At 58.1% G+C, this 24,058-nt stretch carries 28 protein-coding genes and 1 pseudogene; 5 read left to right on the top strand and 24 right to left on the bottom strand.

Annotated features, from left to right (window positions below):
* Positions 1-76: 76 nt before the first annotated feature.
* Complete coding sequence (locus tag G9Q84_RS27015; protein WP_095185335.1) at positions 77-763, bottom strand: HAD-IA family hydrolase; 687 nt, start codon at positions 761-763, stop codon at positions 77-79.
* A gap of 108 nt (positions 764-871) precedes the next feature.
* On the opposite strand from G9Q84_RS27015, the gene G9Q84_RS27010 reads away from it, so the two are divergent.
* The 4 genes from G9Q84_RS27010 (at position 872) to G9Q84_RS26995 (ending at position 3,401) form a co-directional block, all read left to right on the top strand.
* Positions 872-1,237: a DUF2784 domain-containing protein gene (locus G9Q84_RS27010; RefSeq protein WP_032887544.1), complete on the top strand. Its 366-nt coding sequence runs from the start codon at positions 872-874 to the stop codon at positions 1,235-1,237.
* Between the two features lie 54 nt (positions 1,238-1,291).
* Positions 1,292-1,870, top strand: coding sequence for a DUF4337 domain-containing protein (locus G9Q84_RS27005; protein WP_032887542.1), 579 nt, complete (start codon positions 1,292-1,294; stop codon positions 1,868-1,870).
* Positions 1,871-1,962: 92 nt separating this feature from the next.
* The gene (locus G9Q84_RS27000) at positions 1,963-2,298 is read left to right on the top strand and encodes a hypothetical protein (RefSeq protein WP_032887540.1); all 336 of its coding nucleotides are present in this window, start codon (positions 1,963-1,965) and stop codon (positions 2,296-2,298) included.
* Between the two features lie 62 nt (positions 2,299-2,360).
* Positions 2,361-3,401 (top strand): DMT family transporter, encoded by a 1,041-nt coding sequence (locus tag G9Q84_RS26995; protein ID WP_122757045.1) that lies wholly within the window; start codon positions 2,361-2,363, stop codon positions 3,399-3,401.
* Positions 3,402-3,426: 25 nt separating this feature from the next.
* Here the strand turns inward: G9Q84_RS26995 and G9Q84_RS26990 are convergent.
* The 4 genes and pseudogenes from G9Q84_RS26990 to G9Q84_RS26975 form a co-directional block, all read right to left on the bottom strand.
* Positions 3,427-3,794, bottom strand: a pseudogene (locus tag G9Q84_RS26990) (N-acetyltransferase family protein); the annotation flags it as partial.
* 62 nt (positions 3,795-3,856) lie between these two features.
* Positions 3,857-4,558: an arsenical resistance protein ArsH gene (gene arsH, locus G9Q84_RS26985; protein ID WP_122757046.1), complete on the bottom strand. Its 702-nt coding sequence runs from the start codon at positions 4,556-4,558 to the stop codon at positions 3,857-3,859.
* A 12-nt stretch (positions 4,559-4,570) separates the two neighbouring features.
* Positions 4,571-5,038, bottom strand: coding sequence for an arsenate reductase ArsC (locus G9Q84_RS26980; protein ID WP_122757047.1), 468 nt, complete (start codon positions 5,036-5,038; stop codon positions 4,571-4,573).
* Positions 5,039-5,114: 76 nt separating this feature from the next.
* A complete protein-coding gene (locus G9Q84_RS26975; protein WP_122757048.1) occupies positions 5,115-5,462 on the bottom strand; it encodes a metalloregulator ArsR/SmtB family transcription factor in 348 nt (115 codons plus the stop codon).
* Between the two features lie 1,252 nt (positions 5,463-6,714).
* Here G9Q84_RS26975 and G9Q84_RS26970 point away from each other — a divergent pair.
* The gene (locus G9Q84_RS26970; RefSeq protein ID WP_181644390.1) at positions 6,715-8,316 is read left to right on the top strand and encodes a DUF4365 domain-containing protein; all 1,602 of its coding nucleotides are present in this window, start codon (positions 6,715-6,717) and stop codon (positions 8,314-8,316) included.
* A 189-nt stretch (positions 8,317-8,505) separates the two neighbouring features.
* On the opposite strand, the gene G9Q84_RS26965 is transcribed toward G9Q84_RS26970, so the two are convergent.
* The 19 genes from G9Q84_RS26965 to G9Q84_RS26875 all read right to left on the bottom strand — a co-directional run bounded on the left by G9Q84_RS26965 (position 8,506) and on the right by G9Q84_RS26875 (position 24,052).
* Positions 8,506-9,909, bottom strand: coding sequence for a HEPN domain-containing protein (locus tag G9Q84_RS26965; protein ID WP_181644389.1), 1,404 nt, complete (start codon positions 9,907-9,909; stop codon positions 8,506-8,508).
* A 119-nt stretch (positions 9,910-10,028) separates the two neighbouring features.
* Entirely contained in the window at positions 10,029-11,003 is a 975-nt protein-coding gene (locus tag G9Q84_RS26960; RefSeq protein ID WP_181644388.1) for a phage baseplate assembly protein V, read from the bottom strand.
* Complete coding sequence (locus tag G9Q84_RS26955) at positions 10,988-11,686, bottom strand: hypothetical protein (RefSeq protein ID WP_181644387.1); 699 nt, start codon at positions 11,684-11,686, stop codon at positions 10,988-10,990. The genes G9Q84_RS26960 and G9Q84_RS26955 overlap by 16 nt, the downstream gene beginning before the upstream one ends.
* Entirely contained in the window at positions 11,683-12,231 is a 549-nt protein-coding gene (locus tag G9Q84_RS26950; protein WP_181644386.1) for a baseplate complex protein, read from the bottom strand. The genes G9Q84_RS26955 and G9Q84_RS26950 overlap by 4 nt, the downstream gene beginning before the upstream one ends.
* Entirely contained in the window at positions 12,228-13,154 is a 927-nt protein-coding gene (locus tag G9Q84_RS26945; protein ID WP_181644385.1) for a hypothetical protein, read from the bottom strand. Before G9Q84_RS26945 ends, G9Q84_RS26950 begins: the two co-directional genes overlap by 4 nt.
* Complete coding sequence (locus tag G9Q84_RS26940; protein ID WP_181644384.1) at positions 13,151-13,870, bottom strand: DUF4376 domain-containing protein; 720 nt, start codon at positions 13,868-13,870, stop codon at positions 13,151-13,153. Before G9Q84_RS26940 ends, G9Q84_RS26945 begins: the two co-directional genes overlap by 4 nt.
* A gap of 8 nt (positions 13,871-13,878) precedes the next feature.
* Positions 13,879-16,209, bottom strand: coding sequence for a phage tail-collar fiber domain-containing protein (locus G9Q84_RS29455; protein ID WP_181644383.1), 2,331 nt, complete (start codon positions 16,207-16,209; stop codon positions 13,879-13,881).
* A 9-nt stretch (positions 16,210-16,218) separates the two neighbouring features.
* Complete coding sequence (locus G9Q84_RS26930; protein ID WP_181644382.1) at positions 16,219-16,743, bottom strand: phage tail protein; 525 nt, start codon at positions 16,741-16,743, stop codon at positions 16,219-16,221.
* Complete coding sequence (locus G9Q84_RS26925) at positions 16,740-17,909, bottom strand: baseplate J/gp47 family protein (RefSeq protein ID WP_181644381.1); 1,170 nt, start codon at positions 17,907-17,909, stop codon at positions 16,740-16,742. The genes G9Q84_RS26930 and G9Q84_RS26925 overlap by 4 nt, the downstream gene beginning before the upstream one ends.
* Complete coding sequence (locus G9Q84_RS26920; protein ID WP_122757059.1) at positions 17,906-18,223, bottom strand: DUF2590 family protein; 318 nt, start codon at positions 18,221-18,223, stop codon at positions 17,906-17,908. Before G9Q84_RS26920 ends, G9Q84_RS26925 begins: the two co-directional genes overlap by 4 nt.
* The gene (locus G9Q84_RS26915) at positions 18,223-20,508 is read right to left on the bottom strand and encodes a phage tail tape measure protein (protein WP_181644380.1); all 2,286 of its coding nucleotides are present in this window, start codon (positions 20,506-20,508) and stop codon (positions 18,223-18,225) included. Before G9Q84_RS26915 ends, G9Q84_RS26920 begins: the two co-directional genes overlap by 1 nt.
* 6 nt (positions 20,509-20,514) lie before the next feature.
* The gene (locus G9Q84_RS26910; protein WP_032887507.1) at positions 20,515-20,655 is read right to left on the bottom strand and encodes a DUF6890 family protein; all 141 of its coding nucleotides are present in this window, start codon (positions 20,653-20,655) and stop codon (positions 20,515-20,517) included.
* 23 nt (positions 20,656-20,678) lie between these two features.
* A complete protein-coding gene (locus G9Q84_RS26905) occupies positions 20,679-20,963 on the bottom strand; it encodes a putative phage tail assembly chaperone (protein WP_032887505.1) in 285 nt (94 codons plus the stop codon).
* Positions 20,964-21,000: 37 nt separating this feature from the next.
* The gene (locus G9Q84_RS26900; protein WP_181644379.1) at positions 21,001-21,450 is read right to left on the bottom strand and encodes a lysis system i-spanin subunit Rz; all 450 of its coding nucleotides are present in this window, start codon (positions 21,448-21,450) and stop codon (positions 21,001-21,003) included.
* A complete protein-coding gene (locus G9Q84_RS26895; RefSeq protein WP_181644378.1) occupies positions 21,450-21,983 on the bottom strand; it encodes a glycoside hydrolase family protein in 534 nt (177 codons plus the stop codon). Before G9Q84_RS26895 ends, G9Q84_RS26900 begins: the two co-directional genes overlap by 1 nt.
* Entirely contained in the window at positions 21,980-22,276 is a 297-nt protein-coding gene (locus G9Q84_RS26890; RefSeq protein WP_122757064.1) for a hypothetical protein, read from the bottom strand. The genes G9Q84_RS26895 and G9Q84_RS26890 overlap by 4 nt, the downstream gene beginning before the upstream one ends.
* The gene (locus G9Q84_RS26885) at positions 22,273-22,485 is read right to left on the bottom strand and encodes a TraR/DksA family transcriptional regulator (RefSeq protein ID WP_032887498.1); all 213 of its coding nucleotides are present in this window, start codon (positions 22,483-22,485) and stop codon (positions 22,273-22,275) included. Before G9Q84_RS26885 ends, G9Q84_RS26890 begins: the two co-directional genes overlap by 4 nt.
* Positions 22,485-22,934 (bottom strand): phage protein, encoded by a 450-nt coding sequence (locus G9Q84_RS26880; RefSeq protein ID WP_032887496.1) that lies wholly within the window; start codon positions 22,932-22,934, stop codon positions 22,485-22,487. The genes G9Q84_RS26885 and G9Q84_RS26880 overlap by 1 nt, the downstream gene beginning before the upstream one ends.
* 5 nt (positions 22,935-22,939) lie before the next feature.
* Positions 22,940-24,052, bottom strand: a complete 1,113-nt coding sequence (locus G9Q84_RS26875) for a DUF2586 domain-containing protein (RefSeq protein WP_181644377.1) — start codon at positions 24,050-24,052, stop codon at positions 22,940-22,942.
* Between the last annotated feature and the right edge of the window lie 6 nt (positions 24,053-24,058).

Raw genomic sequence — 24,058 nt, 5'->3', positions numbered from 1 at the left:
GTGTCAGCCAGCTCAATGGTGACTGACACTCCGCCGTCGGGAGCAAGCCCCCTCCCACATTTTTTACCGAGTAAAGTCAGGAGATTGGCGGCAAGCCATAGGCCGCCAGGTCAAAGTCCGCAAGCTTGCGGATGATCTGGTCGGCATGCTGGTACTTGCTGTCGGCCATGGCTTCGTCGGGCACGGCGATGGCGGTCATATGGGCGGCCTTCGCAGCCGTTACACCAAAGGGCGAATCCTCGAACACCAGGCAATCCTCAGGGGCAACGCCCAGGCGGCGCGCGGCGGTAAGGAAGATGTCCGGTGCAGGTTTGGCGGCGCCGACTTCGGGGTCGTCGGCGGTGACAATGGTGCCGAACAGGCTAAACCACTCGCGGTGCAACGTTGTTTTGTGGCCAAACGAATTGCGCGACGAACTGGTGCCCACGGCAATCGGAATGTTGTGTGCCTTCAAGTGCCGAACCAGCGCCTCGGCACCGGGCATGCCCAGGGCCTTTGGAAAGCGCTCGCTCATCAACGGTTCGCGAATTTCCAGAAACTGCGCCGGTGTGATCGGCAAGTCCAGTGCCTTGACCACGTAATCGGCCAGGTCCTGGGCACCACGGCCAATAATATGCTGCTTGATCCCCCAATCATAAGTACGACCGTAGCGCTCGGCGATGATCTGCGTGACTTCGGTGTAGATGCCTTCTGTATCGAGCAACAACCCGTCCATATCGAAAATCACAGCCTTGATCGGGGCAACGGTACGTGGCGAATTCATCACAACAGATCCTTGGGAGGAAGGACTAAAAGGATTCAGCACAATAACGGTCCCGCTTACCTGCGGGCAACCCTTAGACTACGCCCTCCCCTTTTTGAAGCGCGCACAATGCTCTACCGTCTAGCTGCCGACAGCCTCGTGCTGTTTCACCTGTGTTTTATCCTGTTCGTATTATTCGGCGGGCTGCTGGCCCTTAAGTGGCGGCCGGTTATCTGGCTGCACTTGCCCGCTGCCGCGTGGGGCGTGGCCGTCGAGGTCTTTCACCTGCCGTGCCCACTCACGCGCTGGGAAAACTTGCTTCGCCATCTCGCCGGTCAAGACGGCTACGGCGGCGGATTCATCGAACACTACATTCTTACGCTCATCTATCCGGCTGGCCTGACTCCGCAGATTCAACTGGCGCTGGGTGCATTGGTGTTAGTGATCAATATCGCGGTGTATACGCGGCTGATTCGGCGTTACGTACAGCCTTGAGACAGCCGCACGGGTGAAGAATCAGACTCCCTCAGTCCCTTCATAGCCGCCGCCATGTCCGAAGCCTTCGAAGTCCCCAGCCCCCACGAAAAACACATCGAACACACCACCGAACATGCCCACGCAAGAGGAGACAGTTTCGCCAGCCGAATCGCCGTCATGACCGCGCTGATGGCCACTCTCGGCGCCATGCTCAGCTACCAGGCCGGTTCCACCGAAAGCGAAGCGGCGATGGACAAGAACAACGCGGCCATCATCAAGACCGAAGCCGCCAACCAGTGGAACTACTACCAGGCCAAATCCAGCCGCCAAAACCTGGCGGAGCTGGCCACCCATATTCCCGGCGTAGACGCTGCGCATTACAAGGGCGAGATCGAGCGCTACAAAAGCCAGAAGGAAGACGTGCGCCAGCAGGCAGAAAAGCTTGAGGCCACCTCGCGGGAATGGGATGAAAAATCAGAGCAGGCGTTGCACCAGCACCACCGCTGGGCCCAGGCGATGACCGCGATTCAGATCGCGATTTCGCTGGCGGCAATTACGTTGCTCACAAGGAAGGAGTGGTTGAAGCGCATGGCGTATACGGCGGCGGGAGTGGCGGTGGTGTTAGGCAGCCTGGCGTGGTTGCACATCTGACGACGGGAAGATTGATTTCAATCCCCTGCCCGGGCGATTAAAGTACGCCCCCCGAGAATTGAATCTCGGGCTTTAGTCCATGGAGTTTCCCAGTGAAGTACATCAGTAAAGTGGTTGCAGCAGCCGTTCTCGGTTTCACGCTTGCAGGCTGCACCGGCACCGCCATCAAATCCCCGCAATACGACAGCAGCCAATACACCGTCCTGGGCCACAGTGAAGCCAGCGCCACCGGCATTATGCTGTTCGGCGTGATCCCGATCGGCCAGAACAGCCGTTTCGTGCGCGCCCAGGATGCCGCCATCAAAGCAAAAGGCGGCGATGCGCTGATCAACACCCAAGTGCAGGAAAACTGGTTCTGGGCCTGGGTCCTCAGCGGTTACACCACCAAGATTTCCGGTGATGTGATCAAGCTGAAAACCGCGCAGTAAATCCGCTCGGGCTTTCACCTGAGCCCGCGACGTATCATGGGCCACCCTTTCGAGGATGACCCATGAACCTCAGTATCCTCTACGCACTCGCCGCCGCCGCCCTGTTCGGCGCCAGCACCCCGCTCGCCAAAAATCTCGGCCTGGGCCTCTCGCCCGTGCTGCTCGCCGGCCTGCTCTACCTCGGCAGCGGCGTCGGCCTCGCCGGCGTGCGCCTGATCCGTGACCATGGCTGGAAACCCAGCGGACTGACCTCATCGGAATGGCCCTGGCTGCTCGGCGCCATCGCATTCGGCGGCATCCTCGGGCCTGTCGCGCTGATGTTCGGCCTGACCCGCACGGCCGGCGCAACCGCCTCCCTGATGCTCAACCTGGAATCAGTGCTGACCGCCGTCATCGCCTGGGTCGTGTTCAAGGAAAACGCCGACCGTCGCATCGTCCTGGGGATGATCGCCATCGTGCTGGGCGGCGTGGTGTTGTCATGGGCCGACGGCGGTGGCACGAGCCATGACTGGACGGGGCCGCTGGCGGTTGCCGTGGCGTGCCTGTGCTGGGGGATTGATAACAACCTGACGCGCAAAGTGTCTGCGTCGGACGCGCTGTTTATCGCCGGGACCAAGGGGTTGATTGCGGGGCTGGTGAATGGCGGGTTGGCGCTCTATTTCGGAGCGCAAATCCCGGGTATGGCGCAGCTGACGCCTATCTTGCTGGTTGGTTTTCTGGGCTATGGCATCAGCCTGGTGATGTTCGTGCTGGCGCTGCGCGGACTGGGCAGTGCACGCACGGGAGCCTATTTTTCTACCGCGCCGTTTCTGGGTGCCGCGATTGCGGGGCTGATGTTGGGTGAGTCAATGACATTGGCTTTCTGGATTGCATCGGCGTTGATGGCCATGGGCGTTTGGCTGCACCTGACGGAACGGCATGCCCATGATCATCAGCATGAGGCCATGGAGCACGGACATCGGCATGTGCATGATGAACATCACCAACATGAGCACGGGTTTGAGTGGGATCCGGCTGAGCCCCACAGCCATGTGCATGTGCACAGTCCGCTGAGGCACAGCCATGCGCATTTTCCGGATGTGCATCATCGGCACAGGCATTGAGGGGCGATGGGCATGGCTCTGAGACCAACAGACGCCCGATCGGCTGGCTTTTATCCGCTAACTCAAGGTGCCAATAGCCCACATCGTGCCACTGACCGAGCTTATAACCGACTTGAGGATAGGTACCGATGTGTTGGAAGCCAAACCGCTCATGCAACTTGACGCTGCCTGAATTGGGCTGAGAAATGCCAGCATAGGCCGGACGATAGCCCTGCCGAACCAGAAGCTCGGTGCTGACTTGCATAAGCATATGCCGACCACCTTGCCTTCTCGAACCGCCACCAGATATGGATAGATCCGCAGCGTTAGCTCAATGCGCTGCTGTATCTCTTCAATACTAGGCGGCACCTCTTCAAAGGAAATAGCCGAGCCGGTCACTACCGAGGCATAGATAGCCTAGATAGCAACAGCATCTCCAAGCCGTGCCGCTCTGATTTCAATGGCCATTATTGAACTCAGATTGAACGCTGGTTCACGCGCGCCATGAGCTGTTCCGCGCTTTCCTTGCGTTCCGAGTAACGATCCACCAAAAACGCCTTTTGGTCACGCAGCAACAGGGTGAACTTCACCAGTTCCTCCATCACATCGACCACGCGATCGTAAAAAGCAGAAGGCTTCATTCGGCCTGCCTCGTCGAACTCCATATAGGCTTTCGGTACAGAGGATTGATTGGGTATCGTGAACATGCGCATCCAGCGGCCCAGTACCCTCAACTGATTAACCACATTGAAGGACTGTGAACCACCGCAGATCTGCATCACGGCCAGGGTCTTTCCCTGGGTGGGGCGAACAGCGCCGAGTTCAAGAGGCACCCAGTCGATCTGCGCCTTGAACACCGCTGACATCGCGCCATGCCGTTCTGGTGAACACCAGACCTGACCTTCCGACCACAACATCAGATCCCGCAGTTCCTGCACCTTAGGATGATTCACCGATGCGTCGTCGGGCAGTGGCAGCCCACTAGGATTGAACACACGGGTTTGCGCACCAAAGTGCTCCAGTAAACGCGCAGCTTCTTCGACGAGGAGACGGCTGAAAGAGCGCTCGCGGGTCGACCCATACAGCAAGAGAATTCGAGGCTTTTGATCTTTCGGGCGAGATGCAATTGGCAGGGGGTCGAACAGAGAGAGGTCTAGGTTGGGCAGTTGCTCTGACATATGTCCTCCTTCTCAGTGTTTGCTGATTTGATCCAGCTCGCGTTTGAGTTCATCGCGGCTGAGGCTGTTGAAGGGAAGCGCAAAGAACGCTTTACAGCGTTTTTCGATGCAAGCGAGCGTGGCTCGGAAAGCGGCATCAACTTCTTCGCCCCCCATCACATCGGAAGGATCTTCCAGGCCCCAATGAGCTTTCACGGCTGGGCCGAAATACACCGGGCAAGACTCGCCTGCTGCCTTGTCGCATACGGTAATGACGATATCCGGAGGGTTATCTTCGAAGGCTTCGTTGCCCTTGCTGCTCAAGCCTTCGATGGAAATGCCCGACTGGGTCAAAGTCGTCAAACTGCGAGGTAGCACCTGCCCCTTGGGAAAGCTTCCGGAGCTCACCGCTTTGAAACCCTCCGGCGCCAGGTGGTTGAACATGGCTTCTGAAAGAATGCTTCGGCAGCTGTTGGCCGTGCACATGAACAAGACTCGCATTAATTACTCCTTCCACTCTTCGCAGGCATTAAACACTTAGGCGCAGCGCCAGCTTCGATAGGGTTAACAGTTGGGATTAGCAGCAGGCAACATCGCGGACAGGGCGTCCATCCATATTATGTAGACGGGAAGTGTCGCCCTGCAGCCAGTGAACGTTGGCTCGTAACGTCACTTGCAGGATCTCGTGCACCCAGCTGGGAAGGTCCGGATTTAAGCGGTAGTAAACCCAGAGTCCCTGGCGACGATCCAGCAGGAGACCACTGCTGCGTAACTGTGCGAGGTGACGGCTGATCTTCGATTGGCTGTCGCCGAGAGCGCACATCAGTTCGCAGACGCAGAGCTCTCCTTGGGAGGCAATCAGCAAAGTAGCGCGTGCGCGAGTTTCTTCTGCAAGGCTCTTAAACACTTCTGGAGGCGTAATCATGTGGGCCACTTGCTATATGTGAATAACCGAATATACGGATACACACATGTTTAAAGCAAGCTATCGATCGGGTGGGTTTCTTTGGGGCGATGGTAACCGTACGTAGGACCTTCGTGAGCGCCCATACGAGATGACCCTGTCGCAAACCCGCTAACGGGGCTTTTTTTGAATGCCAAAAACCACAAACCCCCGACCTTCTCTAGGAAAATCAGGGGTTTGTGTTTGTAGAATGTGGCGGTGAAGGAGAGATTCGAAACTACCCGTTCGCGGTTTTCGAAACCGAGCCCCCCGGTTTATAAGGGCTGCAGCCCGGTAGCGTGCGTAGGATCTGTCCCACGTCAGTCCCATGGCTTAAATGCACCAGGTTTCAGAAAACGGTCAGAACAGGCGTTTTGAACGATTTATGTTGAGGCATGGGAAAAAGGTAATTTTGGTAATGAGCTGTGAAAACCTGGATAAATCCCAATAAAATCAAATAGTTGATATAGTTTTATAGAGGTAATAATAAGGTAAGTAAGTGGTTAGAAAATTACTTTCAGAGCTAGTAATGCCAGTGAGCCGCCAACCCCAGCAAAATGGGGGCTTGAACAAAATATTACCTCTCTCGTTACCTTATATTACCCTCCAAGGTAATGGCTGAAAGCCACGTTCTATAAGGGCTCCAGCCCGTTATGACCTGCCCATTACTAAAATTACCTTTTTCCCACCCCTCGGCTGGAAAAAAGCCATCCGCCCATCGTTTCAGCGATTTTTCCAAACGCTCTGGGCTGGTACTAACAGCCGGAAATTGATGGCGGTGCTGTGCAATGTCTCAAAACGCTTGAAGCCCATACAGGCTGGGCCTATCAGTCGTATTGGCGTAGCGACCAGCAGTGGTTGGTTGACCCCAGATATGAACGGCCCCGAAAACGAAAACACCGCCTGCTGCAGGTTTTCACAGCCATAGTCCCCGTAAACCGGGCACCTCGCCTGAGTGACCACTCCCCTGCCGTCCTGTGACACATGTGCAAGACCACTGCACTTTTTTGCAAAGCCTTGCACTCTGTGCAATTGCGAAACATCCCCCAGACCCCGCAGCGGGCTTGGGCGGGGGCACCGTTTTCACCCCACTACGCCTTTGCACAAAAAAGGGACACAAAGCCCGTCGGCGGGAGGGGGATAAGTGGTTTTCTAAACATATTTTTCTTACGGTAGGTATTTTCGACTCCGTGAACATGGCATCTTTGCTCCCCAATACTTGAAGGAGTTAGAAATGATGAGGGACCTGGGCACCGCAGCCGAAAATTACTTCATCGCATGGTGTGCTGCTGCCGGAATTACGGCAAACAAGTCCGTTTCCGACATGAATGGCTGGGATGTATTCATTGAGATAAACAATGATGAAAAAAAACATAACCTGGAAACGATTCACGAAGGAATAGTCGAAGCCAAAATACAGATAAAAGCCACAGACAGCGTTAATAAGTGGGTGAGCGTAGAGCTATCAAACTTAAAGAAGATGGCCACAACGCCCTTACCTTCATTTTATGTGTTAATGGAGTTTGATGGGGAAGCCACACCTCAAAGAGCATACTTACTCCACATCGATAAAACCCAGATAGCAGCAATTTTAGAACGAACCGCAAAAACCATTACAAAGGACAGCGACGCCAAACTTAATAAAAAAACAATGCGCCTAAAGTTCCACGATGAAATAACGCCACTATCCCCCTCCAAACTAAAGGAAATGATTAGCAACCATATAGGAAAATCCCACCTAAGCTATATGGATACGAAACGCAAACACTTGAGAAACGCCGGTTACGAGGATGGCACCCATAGAATTCAATTTTCAATAAAAGGTGACGAGCAACTTCGAAGTCTGATCGACATTTCTCTAGGCCAAAAAGGCAAAGTTGACATTGAGGCAGTGCATGGCACAACACTAAGATTTGGAGTTACAACAGAGCATGCAGGCTTAAGTAGCGACTCTGCTGTATTGGAAATGCCGGATGTGATACCCGACATGAAGGGTTCACTAACCTTTAGAGATCAAAAAACAGGGCGATCACTCACCTTCCCTGTGGATTTATACCGGAGCCCTTTCAACTCGTGGGTACCAGAGCCGTTTCGGAAAGTTAGATTTGACGCCGAACTCTTTGAACTTCAACTTCTAAACTACGGCAAGTCGATGCATCTGACTGCCCACACTGATAACCTAGATAGCTTCGAAATAGAAAGAGCTCTAAAATTATTAAAACTAGTTCACATGCTATGGCAACCCAACAGTGTAAAAATTACATTTACGTTCGCCGCCGTGATCTCAAGCATAACTGTAAATCCTGGGGAAGGCTTTGCAGACTGCTCACACCAGCTTTCGATAATGGAAAAAGTCATCAAGATCAAAAACCATTTCGAACTAGACGAAGACCTTTATGTAACGTCATCAGAAATTGACAAAAACCACAAGAGAATAATTCAAACAAACTTCCTAATTAACGACCAGTTAGACTTACTAACACTAAACTTCGGACTAGACAAAGGTTCAAACACTGACACAAATGCAGATTGTCTTTATGTCGCATATCTAGAACTAGGAAACCACGCATTCATCGAGCTATTCGTTTTCAACGGGGAAATAACAGAAAAAGGCACAGACAAATACTGCCTTACACCAAAGACGAAGACAACCTTATACAAAACCGTCATAAAGAAATACGACATCACACTAGAAAACCTAAAACAAGAACTACTTCTCGCAGCGGAAGAACATCAACCTTCGTGCTTACTAATCAATCTAATCCCATTCTTTTTAAGCCACGCTGACTTTTCATACAAACCAAACCCGCAGATCGGAAAATCACACCACGAATAGATCAAAAAACCTTTAAGACACAGTATCAGTTTCACGATAGATACACACCCCCCATTTAGTACACGACAAAACATATTGAAAGGCTATTCGTACCAAGCGTTGACAGACCGCACAGAGCGAAACGTTGAGGGCAGAAGCGCGCTTCTGCCACCGTTCGCTCAAACAAGACCAATGATTTGCATATAAACTTTAGTGAAGCCTATCTATAACCTTACCAACATCAGGCAGAGGAACACCAACAGACTGAAACATAGCGAATACGAGGAGAGACTCAACAAAAACGCACTTCCCCCACAACTCCTCATCACTTATATAATAGTCATTTGCGTGACTAATATCATTTCTCAACTTGCAAATCGAACCAATATTTGACTGATTCAACTTTAACTTTTCTTTTGCAGCAGCGGGCAAGCTCTTATAAAAATCCACCATACACTTCTCTGTATTATATTTAGACCCATTAAACCCGGGCAGCCGTTCAAAAAAGCTCTTTACGCTTTTCCTATCCCCAAAAAACCTAATAAAAAAAGGCTGAACTTTTATAGATAACTTTTCAAGCTTCACCGAGTCCAAGTAATTACTACTTTTATAGGTCAACATTTCCAGCAACCTAAAGTAACCTAAAAAACGCTCCTCTACGTTTTTCATACGACGATACTTGATATATTTGCCCCAGACCTTTTGCCGCTTAGACTCCAGTCGAAAATAGCTCTCAAACGTACCTTCTGGCAACGCTGGTAAACCTTGAGTATTAAATTTTAGATTTCGCCCGAGCGGAAATAAACTATATCGTCTCGAAAACTTCACTCGCTCTTTCAACACGGGATAGTATAGATAGCCGACCTCCCAAGAAAATCCCTTTGCAGATCTCAGCTCTATTCGCTCCACAAGAAGCTCATCGCCATGAAGAACACTAAAGAAATCGTACACTTTAGAATAAAGACCCATTAGCTCGGCAGGATTAATACTCTCATTTGCATCAATACGTAAACTCGGTGGAAAAGAAACGCCTGCACCGTAATCTAACAAACTTCTAAATTCTCTAACATTATATCGCTGAAACACATTACCAAACTCCTCAACGGTGCAAAAAAAATCAGATATTGAAAAAGCACCGGGATCGTCATCATCCTCCTGGTCGCTCTCATCACCTGATTGCCGCTGATATTCGGACAAAATATTATCTTGTGTCGTGGTCAGCCCTAGCCAATCGTTAAACGTGCTTGAATGAATCTCGACCTTACTTACATCTATAGCCTGAAGTGACATAGGACAAACAATAACGCTACCAACTTCATAAGCCAGATCAAAATGCCTTATCGGAACAGGATTTTCAGGTAAAAAATGCGCATGAAAACCGATATTATGAAGACCAAACAAAATGAATCTATGACTAGTATTAGAGCACTCTAGGCTATCAACCTTTTCACCAGGATACTCATAATACCTATCCGAACGAGAATCCCCCCCAAATTTAATGGTAATTTTTTCAGGAGTAAGATTTAACACTCCTGAAAAGCTAAACCCCCCCTGCTTTATGGTTACGTAGAACTCATGACTATCAAACAACTCAAATTTTTCCTCACTATGCATCTCGTGCCATCCTGGACCACCAAATCAATCAACCATATAGGCTCCCCTCCACCAAAACAACCGGACCGTGCCCACCTACTAAAATAAAATCAGAACCAATATTTCACCCAACTCATGGATCAATTATCAGTAACAGCCTTGAGCTTTACCCCAAGCAAACTGACCGAAGCAGCTTTTAGTGAAAACTCAGCTGCATCATTCGGAGGGAGTCCAGGAGCGTGCACGTGTTGCGCGAGTTGAGTATTCATCTCTTGCACCACATCGACCAAGTCACATAACACTTGCAACACATTCACCCCCTCAGACCCCAACCAAGTTTTGGGGGCGACAAACCGCTGACTGACCGCCGCCACGCTCTCACGCATCCCCTGAATCCGTTCCTCCATATCACCACCCACCGTAACGTTATGCTTCTGCCCCACCACCAGATTCAAATCCCGCCCAGTCGCCTGGTGCAGATCATCCACCGCCGCCAGGCTCGCAGAACCACCTGACAACAGCTTGAGCGCGCCCAGCGCCTCGATCTTCTTGATCCCACCCACTGACTCGGTTGAATGGTCGTCCACCGTCCTGGTGTGGCTCTGGAAGCTCTCGGTATTCTCCATCGCCTCCACTTCCCGCTGGACCGCCTTGTCCTGGATCTTGCCGTCCGTTTGGCGTAACCAGTTGCCGTCGGCGTCGACACGCTGCTGGCAGGCTTCGCTGTGCTGCCACACCTGGTCACCTTTCGGCACGCTTGGCAGAGTCAGGCCGTGGGGTAACACGGTCTGGATATAGGGCTTGTGCGGCAACCCGTACGCAAAGCACACCACGACCGTGGTGCCCTCCTCCGGGAAAGCATAGAAGCCCATTTCATCACCGCCGACCGGCACTGGTAACGGCACACCCGACAGCACCGGCAGGCTCGCGTCCACCTCTCCGTCCGGGCCGAGCACCTGCAGGTCAACGCCAAAGCGCGGCCGGAAGTCGTCACAGACGCCGGCGCCGGCAGGCGCATCAGGCACGGCGATCACCTTGGCGAACCGTGGCAGGTGATAGCCACCGGTCAGTTCGGGAAACTGGCGTTCTACCGCTCGTTTTATTGCGTCTTCCATTTCAATGCCATCTGAGTGCCGGCCAGCGTCACCGAAGTGACCCGCTCGCCTTGGTTAATTGTCGCGCCTGGGCGCATGCCTGGGAGCGCCGCGATCATGGCGCTCTGGTTGTCCTGGTAGCCGTCGAACAGCTCGGTGGGCAGGTGCAGGGGCGCCCGGGCGCCGAAAAAGCTATCGGCCCATTTGCCCACGAACACTTCCCCGTTGCCCTGTTGTTGCCAGATCAGGTCGTCGATAGAGAAAACCCGGGCCAGGCTATCCATTGCCTGGTAGCCGGTGGCCAGGCTGTAGAAAAATGGGGCTTTGACCCGCGTGTATGAGCTGTCCGGCACGCGGAATTTCAACCCCGTGTGCTTGCTGATCTCTTCAAGCACGGCGCGCAGATCGACGTGGCGCAGGTTCAGCGGCAAGGGCTTGGCCAGGATCGCGGCCAGCTCGCGGCAGAACAGCACCTGCTGCTGGGAGTTGGCCGCTGTGCAGCGTTCCACGTAGCCGATGAAGTGGCGCTGCAGCGTGCTGTCGTTGTAGCCGATGTCCAACGTCACCAGGCCCTTGAGCGGCGCCGATGCCTGGACTGTGAAAGATGCCCGGCCGGGGCTTCGCAGCTCCAAGCGGACATCCTCTTTGACCAGGGCAACGGGTTCGCCGTTTATGGCCAGCACCTTGTGCAGTTTCAGGCTCATTGGCCACTCCCCAGCCAGTCGTCTACGCGCTTCAACGTGGACTCGAAACCCGACAGTTCGGGCGTGCTTCGCGGCTCGCCGGCAGGGCTGGCGTCGCCTCCAACCGCTTGACCTGGTGCACCCTGCGCCTTTGCAGCATTGGCCGGACGGCGCTTCTCGACCCGCTCGGGGTTCGACAGTTTTTCAGACAGCGTGAACTGGACCCGCCAGCAAAACAGGCTGTCGTCCTCGCGGGCGCTTACCCCGTCGCTGAACTGCACCTGGCGCACACCAAAACCGTCAGCAGTGTCGTTGACGATGCGGTAAGTCTTGCGTTGGCCACCGCCTTCGGTGGCCTCGGCCTGGCGCATCAGATCGCGCAGGAACGACTTGTCGGAGTAGCGAATGGTCAGGGTCACGGCCAGGGTTTTGGGCTTGAAGCCCTTGTGAGCCGCTTCACTGTTGCTCGTCTGCCCCGACAGGTCGTCGCTCTCGATGCGCAGGTTTGCAGTGATTTTCATGTTCTGCCCGCGCACCGGTAGGCCGTCCAACAGCAGCGACGTCATAGGCCCACCAGTTCGCGCACAAAGCCCAGGCTTTCCAGCGAGCCAACCAGCAGCGCGCCGGCGCAAAGCGGCCACTCATGCCCAGGGGCGTCACCCTCCAGCAATCGCCGGCGGATCGTGGCGCCGTCACCGGGGCCGATCAGGCGGGCTTGCATGGAGGTGTCGGGCGAGCTGTTGGCCAGCATCGCCTGCAGGTCGGCCAGCTTCTGGTCAGAGGCGGCTGACTGGGCCTGTTTGCGCGCCTGCAGGCTGGCGAGGTCGGCCATGGGCGAGCTGTCGGCCGCGTAGCTTTCGAGCATGGCCAACTGGCCGGACATGGCCTGGCTCGCCACCTTAGTGATGGGGCAACGCTGCAGGGGCAGTTGACCCCAACGCGGCATCTGCCCCGCTGCTGGCAACTCCCACTTTTCCACCTCCAGTTTGGACAGGTGCCGCGAGCGGCGTTCAGCTCGCACCAGGTCAGGCATCGGCAACAGCGTGTTGAACCGCTGCAGCGTGGCGGCGAAGTGATCCTGGCGCGTGGACAAAAAGAGCACCACCAAGCCATAAAGCTGGCCCCGGGGCCGTGCGACATCAGTGGAGTCGGTCAGTTTGTTGGCCAACAGCTGCAGCAGGTTGGGCGCAGACAGAAAACGCTGGTGCCCGCCGCTGCCCTGGCCAATACCGGCCTGAAACGGGGTGACGACGATACACGCCGGCACATCGCCAAACTGAGCCGCAAGCGCCGCACGTCCGGCGCTGATCGCGCCCTGGGAGGCTCCACCGACTGGCCCGGGATTGGTTGTCGCAACCGCTGCCAGCTTCTGCAGTCGGGTGCCGGTGTCGGCCATCTGACTGCCGGCCAGGCCCTTGGCCTCGCCCATTTGCTCCATCCACGCTGTGGCCTCGGCAGGCCAGCGCATGGTCACGGGTGCCCACGTCATAGCGGCGCCTCGTCCCAGGACAACGCAGCAATCGCCTCGACATCCTTGGCCAACCGGGCCACTTCCAGGGCTTTTTTCAGGCGATCCGCGCGTTGCAGGGCGTCCAGTTTGAACTCGCAGAGCCCATTGCACACCAGCTGCAACTGCGCCGCCGTGTGTTCCTTGAACTCCTTTTGACCGGCCACGTCCACGCATGGGAACGCCGCCGGCAGAGCACGCATCGTCATGTTGGTCAGGTTCAACTGATCTTCCAGCGTGCTGCTGTAGAAGTGGCGCGCGCCAAGGGCTTCGGACCAGAAGCCGCCAGAAATCACGCGATCACAGGCCGCGCTGATCTCGTTGCGTTTGGCGCTGTAGTCGCGCTCGACCACGGCGGGAATATCGTCCTGCCAGCCACTACCGTTCCACACCTGGTGCTGACCAGGCGCCTGTAGCGTGTAACCGGACGGCAACTGGCCGTGACGCTCAATCACCAGTGGTGCCCCGGTCTCGATGCTGTAAGCCGTAAGGCCCGCGTAGGAGTCGATCAGGGTCCACAGCTCGCCGTCCCAACGCGGCAACTGGTGCTCGCTCGCAACAGGCGGCGCCTTTTCCACACAGCGGGCAGGAATCAACCAAACCCCAGGTTCAAGCGGAGACGCATCGGCGGTCGTGGCACCGATGTAGATGCCCAGGTGATCTGTCTGAAAAACGGTTTTTGTCGTCGTGCTGGTCATGGTGGGCCTCAATATTTAATGCAGAGCAGGAACGCGATGTTGCGCGGGCGAGCTTCGGTACCGCCGTTCGCGCCTACCGTGATGGCGTGGGTGTGCTCACCTGCAGCGTCCACCGAAACCTTGCCCGTGCCTTCACTGCCGGTACGGCCTGGCGGCATGTCCAATACGCGGTGATCCGACGACGAGCCCTGTCGGTTGATCGTGAAGGTGTGCGTGTGCGCGCCATCGACGGCGGCAGTCGCCGTGTGGGTATGCGCCAGGTTCTGGCTTGCCTGCCACGAGCCCAGGACGCGGCCCACGTCGATGCCGCGCCCATCGTCCAGCCCCCGGACGAACTCGCCCCGGGCTTCCGGCAGGTTGAAGGTGGTGCTGCCGTCACCGGCTCCGAAGCGCGTGCCTATGGCAGCAAACAGCGCTGCATAGGAAGTGCGCGAAACCGCGGCACCATTCGCTTTAAGCCAACCCACAGGTGCATCTGCGCGGGCAAACGCTCCGATTAGTCCTGGTGGAGCTGCCGCAGCCAGTGCCGTATCCAGCCCGGTGACCTGGGCGACGGTATGGGTGTGTGCGGACGGCGGAACAGTCAGCGCAAAGTTCACGTTTGCGGAACCGTCCAAGGTCAAAGAACCGGTAGCACCACCGGTGAATGTGATGGTTCGTGCGGCCGACCACTTGCTGGCTGTTGCGGCATTCCCAGTGATATTCACGCCGGTGTACGTGCCGGACAATCGCGCATCGGGAAGCGTGCCGCTGGCCAGATTGCTGGCATTCAGCTGGGTGATACCTGCCCCACTTCCATAGAAAACCCCGGCAGTGAAAACGCCGGCATTGCCGACTCCACCCCGAAGGCTGCCATTTTGGTAAAAGTACACACCCTCCCCAATCTGGGAGATAGCATCGCCGTGGCCCGCACGAATCCAGGACATCCCGTAATGGCTCGCCGTGGTGTAACCGGCATTCGCGCCGGCACCGTCATAAGACGCCCCCAATCCCCAGATGCACGCTCCCCAGTCAGCGCTGTTGCCGTTGCCATTACCGTAACCGCCATGAATCCCTTGAAAAAACGCAGTGGCACCGCTTACCAGCCCGCCAGCCAAAGGCAACTTGGCATCGAGCGCCCCTTGCAAGCCGGTGGTGTGCGCGATGGTGTGGGTGTGCCCCTCGGGTTTCACCGTGACGCTCATACTCGCGTCTGCACTGCCATCCAGCGAAACCTCGCCGGTGATGCCGCCAGTCAGCGACAGTTTGCGAGCCGTCGCCCAGCGGGCCGCTTTGCCCGCAACCGAGGTGCCGTTAATCAGCGCGGTGATCGCGTCCTGCAGCAGCTTGCGCACGCCGGCGACCATCTTGGTGGTAGCCAGGATTGCCGAACTGTCACTGTCAGCCGCATCGCTGATCGCGTTGGGGATCTTGCTCAGCCCCACGTCGTCCTTGGTCGTGGCGCGTGCGCGCAGGTCGGGATAGTCACCCACCCGCGCCGCGAAGTGCTTGACCAGCTCGCTGTCGATGGCCTCGACCACACGCAGATCCGTGACCGTGCTTGATGTCGGCAGCTCGGCCAGCGGCACCAGGTAGTGACGCGCACCGACGCTGTCGGTGTAGTCGGCCTTGTCGGCGCCGAACACGACCTGGAACGTACCCACCACGTCGCTCTGTTCACGCTGCAGCACGACGTCCAGCCACGCCTTGCTGGGCACTGTCGGCACCGTCACCGGCGTTGCAGTAGCGCGCTCCAAACGCACACCTTCGATGTACGCCAAGCCCGGTTTGAGTTGGTACACGCTGCCCACCTTCGTCATCTGCAGGGCAGTGCCGAAAAAGCAGGCCCGGCCAAACATGTCGCGGTTGCTCAGGCGCTCGCGCTCGTCGATGCCTTTCATGCGCGCGGTGTAGTCGAATTGCCAGGTGCTCGCGTCGATGGTGATTGCGGTCAGCTGCTGGGCGCCGTCGAACACCAGCATGAAGTTGCGTGTGATGTTGTTGCCGATCTGCTCGGGCAGAATGTTTTTGCGCTTCTGCTGCAGCGGTACGTAGGCCACCGATAGCAGCACGTTGTCGCTGGTTTCCAGGCCGATCCAGTTGAAATCAAAGTCACCGATGTCGGTGCCCATCATCAGGCTGTAAACGACCTGGTTGGGGTTCACGTAGCCGGTTTGGGTGACCGGTGAGGTGTAAACGATCTGGCCCGCCGGCGGCTTGAGCCCGGCACGGTTTATCGGTGCATTGACGTCCAGCCCGGGCACGTTGGCCAGGATGAATCGGGCGACGGTCAGGACTTGGCCAGCCGCTTGTTTTTGGGCGATCAGGCTTTGTCCGGCCAGTGTGATGCTTGCAGCCATGAATACTCCCTACAGGCTGGCGATCAGCGTTTGCTGGTCGTCGTTGAAATCAACCAGGGCGACAGCAAGCCGCACTGGTGTAATGGTCACGAAGTCGTAGCGCCGGCAGGTGCGGCCGTACTGACGGATCAGCACGCGCAACAGGTCGGGGTTTTCGGATAATTGCGAGTCGCTGAGGGTCAGCAGCACCACGTCCCAGTCGCGGTCGGGCATGCGCTCCTCGATCTCGATGTAGCCAACACCGAGGCGCTGCATGATTCGCTTGAGCCCCGCCACGCTGCCGGCGTCTACCGAGTTGATAAAGGCGTACTTGACGCGCAGTCGGAACAGGCTTTCCGGCTCGCCGTTGAAGCGCGTGACGTCGCGCTGCCAGGCCCACAGCTCCAGGATCGAAAGGTGGCAGGTGTCCGGGTCGAACTGCAGGTAGGGCCAACGCAGCCACTCCACGGCCATCTCCCACCAGCCCTGGGCGACGACGACCAACCTGGTCAGCTCAGGCCCTGACAGCCAGAACGGCAATTTGAGCTTGATCATTGCAGGACCACCGCCAGGTTCTTGATGCGCGGGATGTTTAGGCCCGACACGATGTCGGTGCCGGCGAACGTCAGCGATTCGATGTTGGGGAAACGGGCGTGCAGTTCTTCGGTCAAGCGGCTGAAACTAAACCGCGACTGTGGGTAGGTCCTGGTCGGCTTGTAATCGCGCTGGGTGCTTTCGCGAAACGCGGCACGGATGAACAGGCCAACCTCGGTTTCCAGCGTCTCCAGTTGGGTCTCGCTAAGGTTGGCTTTAGGCCACACTTTCACGCTGATCGCGTGAAAGGTCTCAGGCATGGCCATCGCCTGCAGATCGTCGCCGTGGCCGTGGTTGCCACCGTCGCGGATATGCGTGTTGATCTGCTCAAGGAACGTGTCAGCAGGCACACCGGCGTCGAACAACACAAAGGCATTCGCGCTGCCAGGACCACGAGGCGCGCCGTGTTCGAAGTAAACGCCATCGGCCGACACACCCGGGAAGCCGGTGATGATCGCTCGGTACACAGCGTCGGTGTGCCACTGGTTAACGGCCGAGAACTGATTGCGGCCGCGCAGGCGCAGCTGGTCGTCGGGCTCAGCATCGGCGCCGGGCTCATGCAGCCAGTCGGTGGTGTTGACCACCTGGACGATGCCCGGCACAGGCTCCGGCAGGACCGCGTAATAACCAGGGGCCAGGTTGTAGCCACTGCCCGCCCCCACCGCTTTGACCGGCACTGCCAGCTGGCTTTGGCCTTCTTCGAAGCTGCGCGGCTCAGTGGTGACCAGTTGGTAGATGTGTTCATTCAAGGTCGGCGACTGGACGACGGTGCCCGCCGGCACTTCCAACGCGCCGCCGGTATTGGCCCTGGTGAACAACAGCTCACCAGTGGCGACCGTCGCGCCTTTGCGCTCGACGTTGACCGCCCAGCACAAGGTTTCGAGCCAAACGCCCGTGGCGGTCTGTACGAAAAAGTTCGGCAGGACGGTGCCGCTGACAAACTCCAGCAACCACAGCACTGGCTTGGTCACCAGGGCGGTAACAATCCGCCAGAACGGGCTGTAGGCGCTGGTGTTGCTGAGGGTGCTGCCCTGCTCCGTTGCCAGCTTTTCCCAGGACTGTTTCAGTTGTGCTTCGGTGATCGGAATCCCTGAATCGCTCATCGCCTGCTTGAAATCGACGCTCACAGGTTCACCTCCACTCGGCCGAACTTCACCGTGGTGGCGGTTACCAGGTACTGACCTGGTGATGCCTGGATGATCTCGGCGGTGCCAGGCACCAGGCGCTCGTCGGCCTCAACCAGCAGCTCCATTTGCTGGATGCAATCGCGCTGACGCATGCGGTCGCGCTCGGCCACCAGGGTCACCAGCAGGCCGCTTTCGCGGATCATGTGAGCAATGTCCTGGGCGATTGAGGCTCGGTCGCTGACCAGCAGCGGTTGGCGTGCCGGATCGAGCACCAGGTCATTGCCGGAAATCAGCAGGTCGATGTATTCGCTCATCAGCCGCCCACCGCCATGGCCAGCATGTTTTCCATCTGCAGCGGCGTCATAGGTTCCTTGTTGTGGATCTCCACTTTCTCAATGTGAGGGCCGCTGCGCTGGTTCTGGGTCGTGTTCTGAATGCTTTGCATCAGTCCTCCTTTGGGTACGGCCAGGGGTTTGGTTGGGCTGATTGCCGGGGTGTTTTGGTTGAGGGATTCGCGGGCCTGGATGCCTTTGTCCACCTTGTCCGGCAGCTCGGCGGCCTTCTGCATCACCACCGGCAGCGGCATGGTTTTCGGCGATGTGGCCAGGTCGGCGGTCGCCGGCGGCAGCATGATCGGCGCCGGTTGCTTCACCTCTGGCGCGAGCTTCTGCAACGGCACGGCAGGTGCAGCCAGGGGCAACATAGGGGCCATCAGCGGTTGCTTGACCGCGACGGGCTCAGTGGCGCGTTGGGCGAGCATCAGCGGCGCCGGTGCAGCAGCTGCGGCGGCAGCGGTCGCCATCGAGGTCGCCCCGGGCAAACTGGAGACGTCCGCCGGCGCGACGGTGCCGGCCACCAGATCCGGCACGGCCGGGGGCGTCGGCATATCGCCGAAAGTGGTCTCAATGTTGACGCCCGGGATCTTGTTGAGCATGGCGATCAGGCCATTAATCGCGGCGTGAAAAATCGCCACAATGCCGTCCCACGCTGCCTTCGCCATGCCCGACCAGCCGCCCATGGAAGTGAACCAGGCGCTGAGTGCTTCCAGTTGGGCCGAGACCCACTGAAACGCGGCGGTGTTCATCAGCGCAGCCACCAGGTCGTCCCAATAGACGATTACCGCCGTGATTGCCGCGACCAGCGCGACGATGCCAATGATCACGACTCCCACCGGGTTGGCCATCATGGCGGCGTTGACCAGCCAAATGGCGCCCTGCCACAGCAACATGGCGCCTCTGACCAGGCCGATACCGGTGTACATAACCACTAGCCCGGCAGCAAAAGCGGTGATCATGACGGTGTGAAATAAGAACATGGCAATGGACCGGAAGCCGGTCCAGGTCAACACGTTCCAGACCGTCACCAGTGCCAGCCAGACGGTTTTGCTCAGGCCCACGACGAACGTCAGCAGGCCCATGGCCGTGGCCAGGCCCAGGAACGTCAGCGAGACAATGCCGATCAGGCGGGTGATGTTTGGAAACAGCTGGGTCCAACGGGTCAGCGTGCCGGCGATGCCCACCAGACGATCCATCAACGGGGTCAAGATCGGAATCAGCGATTGCCCGAAAGCGATACGCAACGCTTGCACGGCCGCGCCGAACTGCTGCCAGGGGTCAACCATGGCCTTGGCCATCTTCTCGGCCTGCTCCAAGCCCCGGACTTTGCCAAGTTGGTCGATACCATTGCGCAAGCGGCCGGCATCCTTGGCCAGCGCGGCAATGACCTGGGCACCCTCACCACCGAACGCCTCGGTCAGCTTCACGCCGGCCGAGGCGCTGGTAAGGTCGCCGAGCTTGCCCTTTAGCTTGTCCATAATGTCGAGGATTGGCAGCGCCTTGCCCTGCTGATCCGACAGTTTCATCCCCAGCTTTTCCGAGGCGGCGCCCATGTTTTCAAACAGCGCCTTGTAGCGCCCGCCGGCATCGCCCCCTTCCATGGTGCTGCTGAGTGTACCGATCACCGCCATTTGCTCGGCCAGATCGACGCCGGCCGTGGTCGCAATCGCTCCGGCCTCCTTGAAGGCGTCTTTCATCGCCGCGCCACTGGTACGGAACAACTGGGTAGCCAGGGCCGTTTGGCCGCCCAGCTTTTCCACCCAGGCGCCTTTGCCCATCGCATCCGCCTGGGACTTCTGCAGGTTGTAGAGGGTGCCGACGTACTCGCCCATGGTGTGGGCATCAGTCTTGGTGGCCTTGGCCAGCACGTTGCTCGCGTTGGTGAACGTGGCCAACTGGCTGCCCGTCAGGCCCTTGATTGCACCTTCAACCAGGTACGCGGACGCGACGAACGCCTGGGCGTTTTCGCCGTAGTTGACGGAAAACTCCAGGGCCTTGGCGTTGAGCGAATCTAGCGCGTCTTCGGCCACGTTTAGCGAGCGAACTTCGCCCAGGGCGCGGTTCATCTCCAGGGCGGGCTCCAACGATGCACCCATGGCCATAAAGCCACCGGTGACCCCTGCCAGGCCGATACCCATGGTCTTGAAGTGCTCCTGGCTCTGGCTTGCCAGGTCGGAAAACCCGGTTTTCACCTTGCCCAACGGGGCGGTGACTTTGTCAGTCAGGGCAAGGATGAAATCCAGTCGAGAGGAGCGATCAGCCATCGGTGCTTATCCGTTAAACGCGTGGGCAATGCCGTTGGCCACGGCAAATTCCATGCGTTTCCAGTATTCGTCTTCAAGCCACTTGGCAGAGCCCAGGTTTTCCACCGTGGGCTCCGCACCAGGTAACCAGCGTGCGGTCAGGGCCAAGAGCTGGCCCAGGCTGTTTTCGGTCAGGCGCTCGGCGTATCCGAGGGCTTTTTTACGGTGATCTCGACGTCAGGGCTGAACTCTTCCAGCAGTGCGCCGGCGATCTGAATGACGGTCACCGGGTTGACCAGGTACAACTTGAGGTCGTCGCGCTGATCCGCTTTCACGCTAGTGGAAAGCAGGTTATGAGCCGGGGCGATCTTGTTGGTCTGGGTCATGGCGTTGAAGTACTTGGTGACCTCGGGCGCCCCCAGGGTGAAGTCGAAATCTTTGTCGGCGATGGTCAGGGTGATGGTGCGGCGAGTCATGGTGTAGCTCCGTGTGGTTCAGGGAAAAGTGGGGGAATCAGTGCAGGCAGAGCCGCACCTGGTCCTGCAGGCCGAGGATCATTTGCCGACTGAGGGCGAGTTGATCGACGAGGGTGAAATAATCCGGTCGAGCGTTTGTTGCGAGTTCGGCGGGGGCTGCATCAGCCACGCCGCCGGCGCCGGCATGGGCGGGCACTGCGGCTGGACAGGCGGCTTTGACGAGCAACCGCTGATCGCCAGCATCAACAGCGCGGCGGCGATTAAGGTTTTTATCGCGTGCATCGGTCAGTTCCTGGGTGTGCTTAACGTCATTGCTCGCGGCCTGGGTCATGCGCTCACCGTTGATACGGGCGGCTTCACGTAGGGCGTCGCGTTCGTCTTGCGCCTGGTCACGCTCGGCGCGGGCGGTGTCGCGCTGGCCTTGCAGCAGGTGAACGCTGAACCAGGCCGTCAGGCATAGCACCAGGATCAAAATGGCATCGCGCATCACAGACCCTCCACGCACATGGCCGCTTCGGCGCGCCGACGGGCGTGCAGCCCTGGTACAAAGCGCTTGCGCCCCTGGCCATCAGTGACCGACGACCACACCGGGGTTTTGCCATCAGGCCCCCAGGCGAGCGCCTTGCAGCCGTCCTTGATGCGGCCGGCGTTGATCAGGCCAACGGCCCGACTGGCGCAGGTGCTGGGCACGCCGAAGTTATGGCCGTGGCTGCTGAGTGCGTCGAACGTCTGCTGGCCGATGGCTGGATTTGTCAGGCAGTCGGCAAGGGCCAACTGGCCCTTTTCAACCACCAGCTGCTCCACCTCGGCGCAACGTGCCGGCGACCAGTAGTCACCGATCACCAGCGGATACGGGCTGGTGTAACGCGTGATGCCCTTGCACACGGTGGGCAGGCCACGGGCGAGTTGGTCGGGGTAGACGATGTTCTGGCCCTTCCCTTCCCACTTGCCCAGGAAGGCGAGCAACGGCGCGCTAACCAGCACGATGGCGCCGGCGGCAATCTTGCTGCGCAGGCTCACGGGAACAGCACCCGCAGCAACGCGGCACCGATCATCTGCGCCAGAATGCCCAGCACGGTCAGCACCGCCAACATACGGGTGACCTTGGTGCCGATGTCGGCCACGGTTGCCGTCAGTTCGCGCTGGCCATCGTTCAGATCTGAGAGCTGTACCGCCATGTGTTCGAACTCGCCTTCCAACCGGGTGACGCGGGTTGGCACGGTTGCGTGGCGGTCTTCCAGGTCGCTGAAACGGTGTTCAAGCACGGCGACGCGGCTTTCCAGGTTGCGTTTGGGCGTGGCGCGAATGGTCATCGGCGCTGTCCTTGCTCAATAAGGGATTGGCACGGCACGCAGTGGGTCATTCCGCCCAGGGCACGGCGCTGTTCCGGGATGGGTTTGTCGCAGTCTTCGCAGTGGGTCAGGCTTGGCCCGCTCGGCCGTTTGCGGGCCAGCTGGGCGGCGATGGCTTGATCACGCTCGCGTTGCTCCAGGGCCTGGGCGCGGTCGAACAGGCAGGACATCAACGCAGACCCTCGGTCTCGGTGCTGTCGAGGTACGGCACGCCATTGATGCGGATGAAATCCGGGCTAGTGACGTCAAACGGCAGCTTGTGCTTGGACTTCTCACCGCCTTTAGGAGCAATGCTCAACAGGCTGGAAATACGGAATTTGCAGCCGAACGCCTCAACGCGCATTTCCTCGTCGGCGGTCTTGGCAAAGAACACCAGGTCGAAGGTTTCCAGCTTGCGGAAACTGCCCGCTTTGCCTGCCGCCTCGATCACCAGGTTGAAGTTTTGGGTGTCCAGCTCCAGCTCGCCGGCGGCAGCCACGTCGCCATCAATAAAGCCGTCCGGGACGCCCTTGGTCTGGGCCACCGCCGAGTTGTCGGTGATGTCCAGGGTCGCGTTTTCGACGTGAACAAGCAGGTCGCCCATGTTCACGTCGAAGTTCATACCGCCAATGCGGGCCATAAGGGTTACTCCGAGTCGTCAGTGGAAAGATCCAGGGCGATGTTCGCCGTCAGGTCTTTCGGGCAGTTGAGGGGGCGCAGGACCAGGTACGCATCGACGGCGGTTTTGCTCTTCCAGACCAGGGTTACGTCGCCATCTTTGGGCGGCTCGATCTCGCCCGGGAATTGCTGGCCGGCGAAGGTCACTGACTTGGCCATCTGGCGCAGGGGCGCCATCAACGCCGAGGTGGCGGCCGCCATCGAGTTGGGCGAGTTGTTCAGCTTGCGATCACCCACGCGCTGAATCAGCAACATGCGTACACGCCGCGCTGCCTTGTCGATCACGCGCAGGTGCTCGATCACCTGGAAGTCGCTGCCCGGGGCATCCAGCAGATTGCCGTCGCCCCAAAACACGCCTGGGTAGTCGGGGTAGGTCTGCGGCACCGAAAGGCGTGCGGCGTCCAGCTGGGTCAGCACAGCAGACGGCAAAGGGTCGCCGGCCCGATCCCTCGGTTCGGTACCGAGACCAATAACGGCACCGGTGGCGACTCGCATCGGCGTATCAGCGATGCTTACTGCCGCGTTTGCGAGCCGTCCGGCAAGCACGCCCAGGTTATTGCCGTGCAGCTGCGGCACCGGCAGAACGCGGGGCGCGGCGAGACCTTTCACAATCGCGGTTTGCTCAACGACGTAGGCGTCCCAAGTTTGTTCCAGGGCGATGCCCGGGGTAGCTGCCATCACAAAGACGCGACGACCCAGGCGGTTGCTCAGATCAATGGCGGCATCGTGCATGGCCGACAGCTCGGCACCGCTGGTAACTGGATAGGTGATCACCACGGCCTCGACGGAGTACGTGCGAGTGGCAGCGGCCAGGGCATCCTGCCAGGTGATGTCTTCGGCGATGGGCGCCGCCACACAGGCCCAACGGTCGCCGCCATTCAGGCGTGCGGCTTGGATCTGAGTTTTCAGGTCGCTGGCTGGGACGCCCAGCTGGGTGTCCAGATCGCTTTGGGTGTCGAGCAACACCAGCTTGCCGACGTTTTTCGCGGCGGGACCGATGAACAAGAAATAGCGCTCGATCTCGGTGACGGCGCCTTGGCCGAGGTTGAGATTGTTGACGCTGACTTTACCGATGGCCATGCATTG

Source organism: Pseudomonas sivasensis, assembly GCF_013778505.1.
Classification (GTDB): domain Bacteria; phylum Pseudomonadota; class Gammaproteobacteria; order Pseudomonadales; family Pseudomonadaceae; genus Aquipseudomonas; species Aquipseudomonas sivasensis.
The sequence above is the reverse complement of the archived record's forward strand: the minus strand, read 5'-3'. Positions and strand labels throughout refer to the sequence as shown.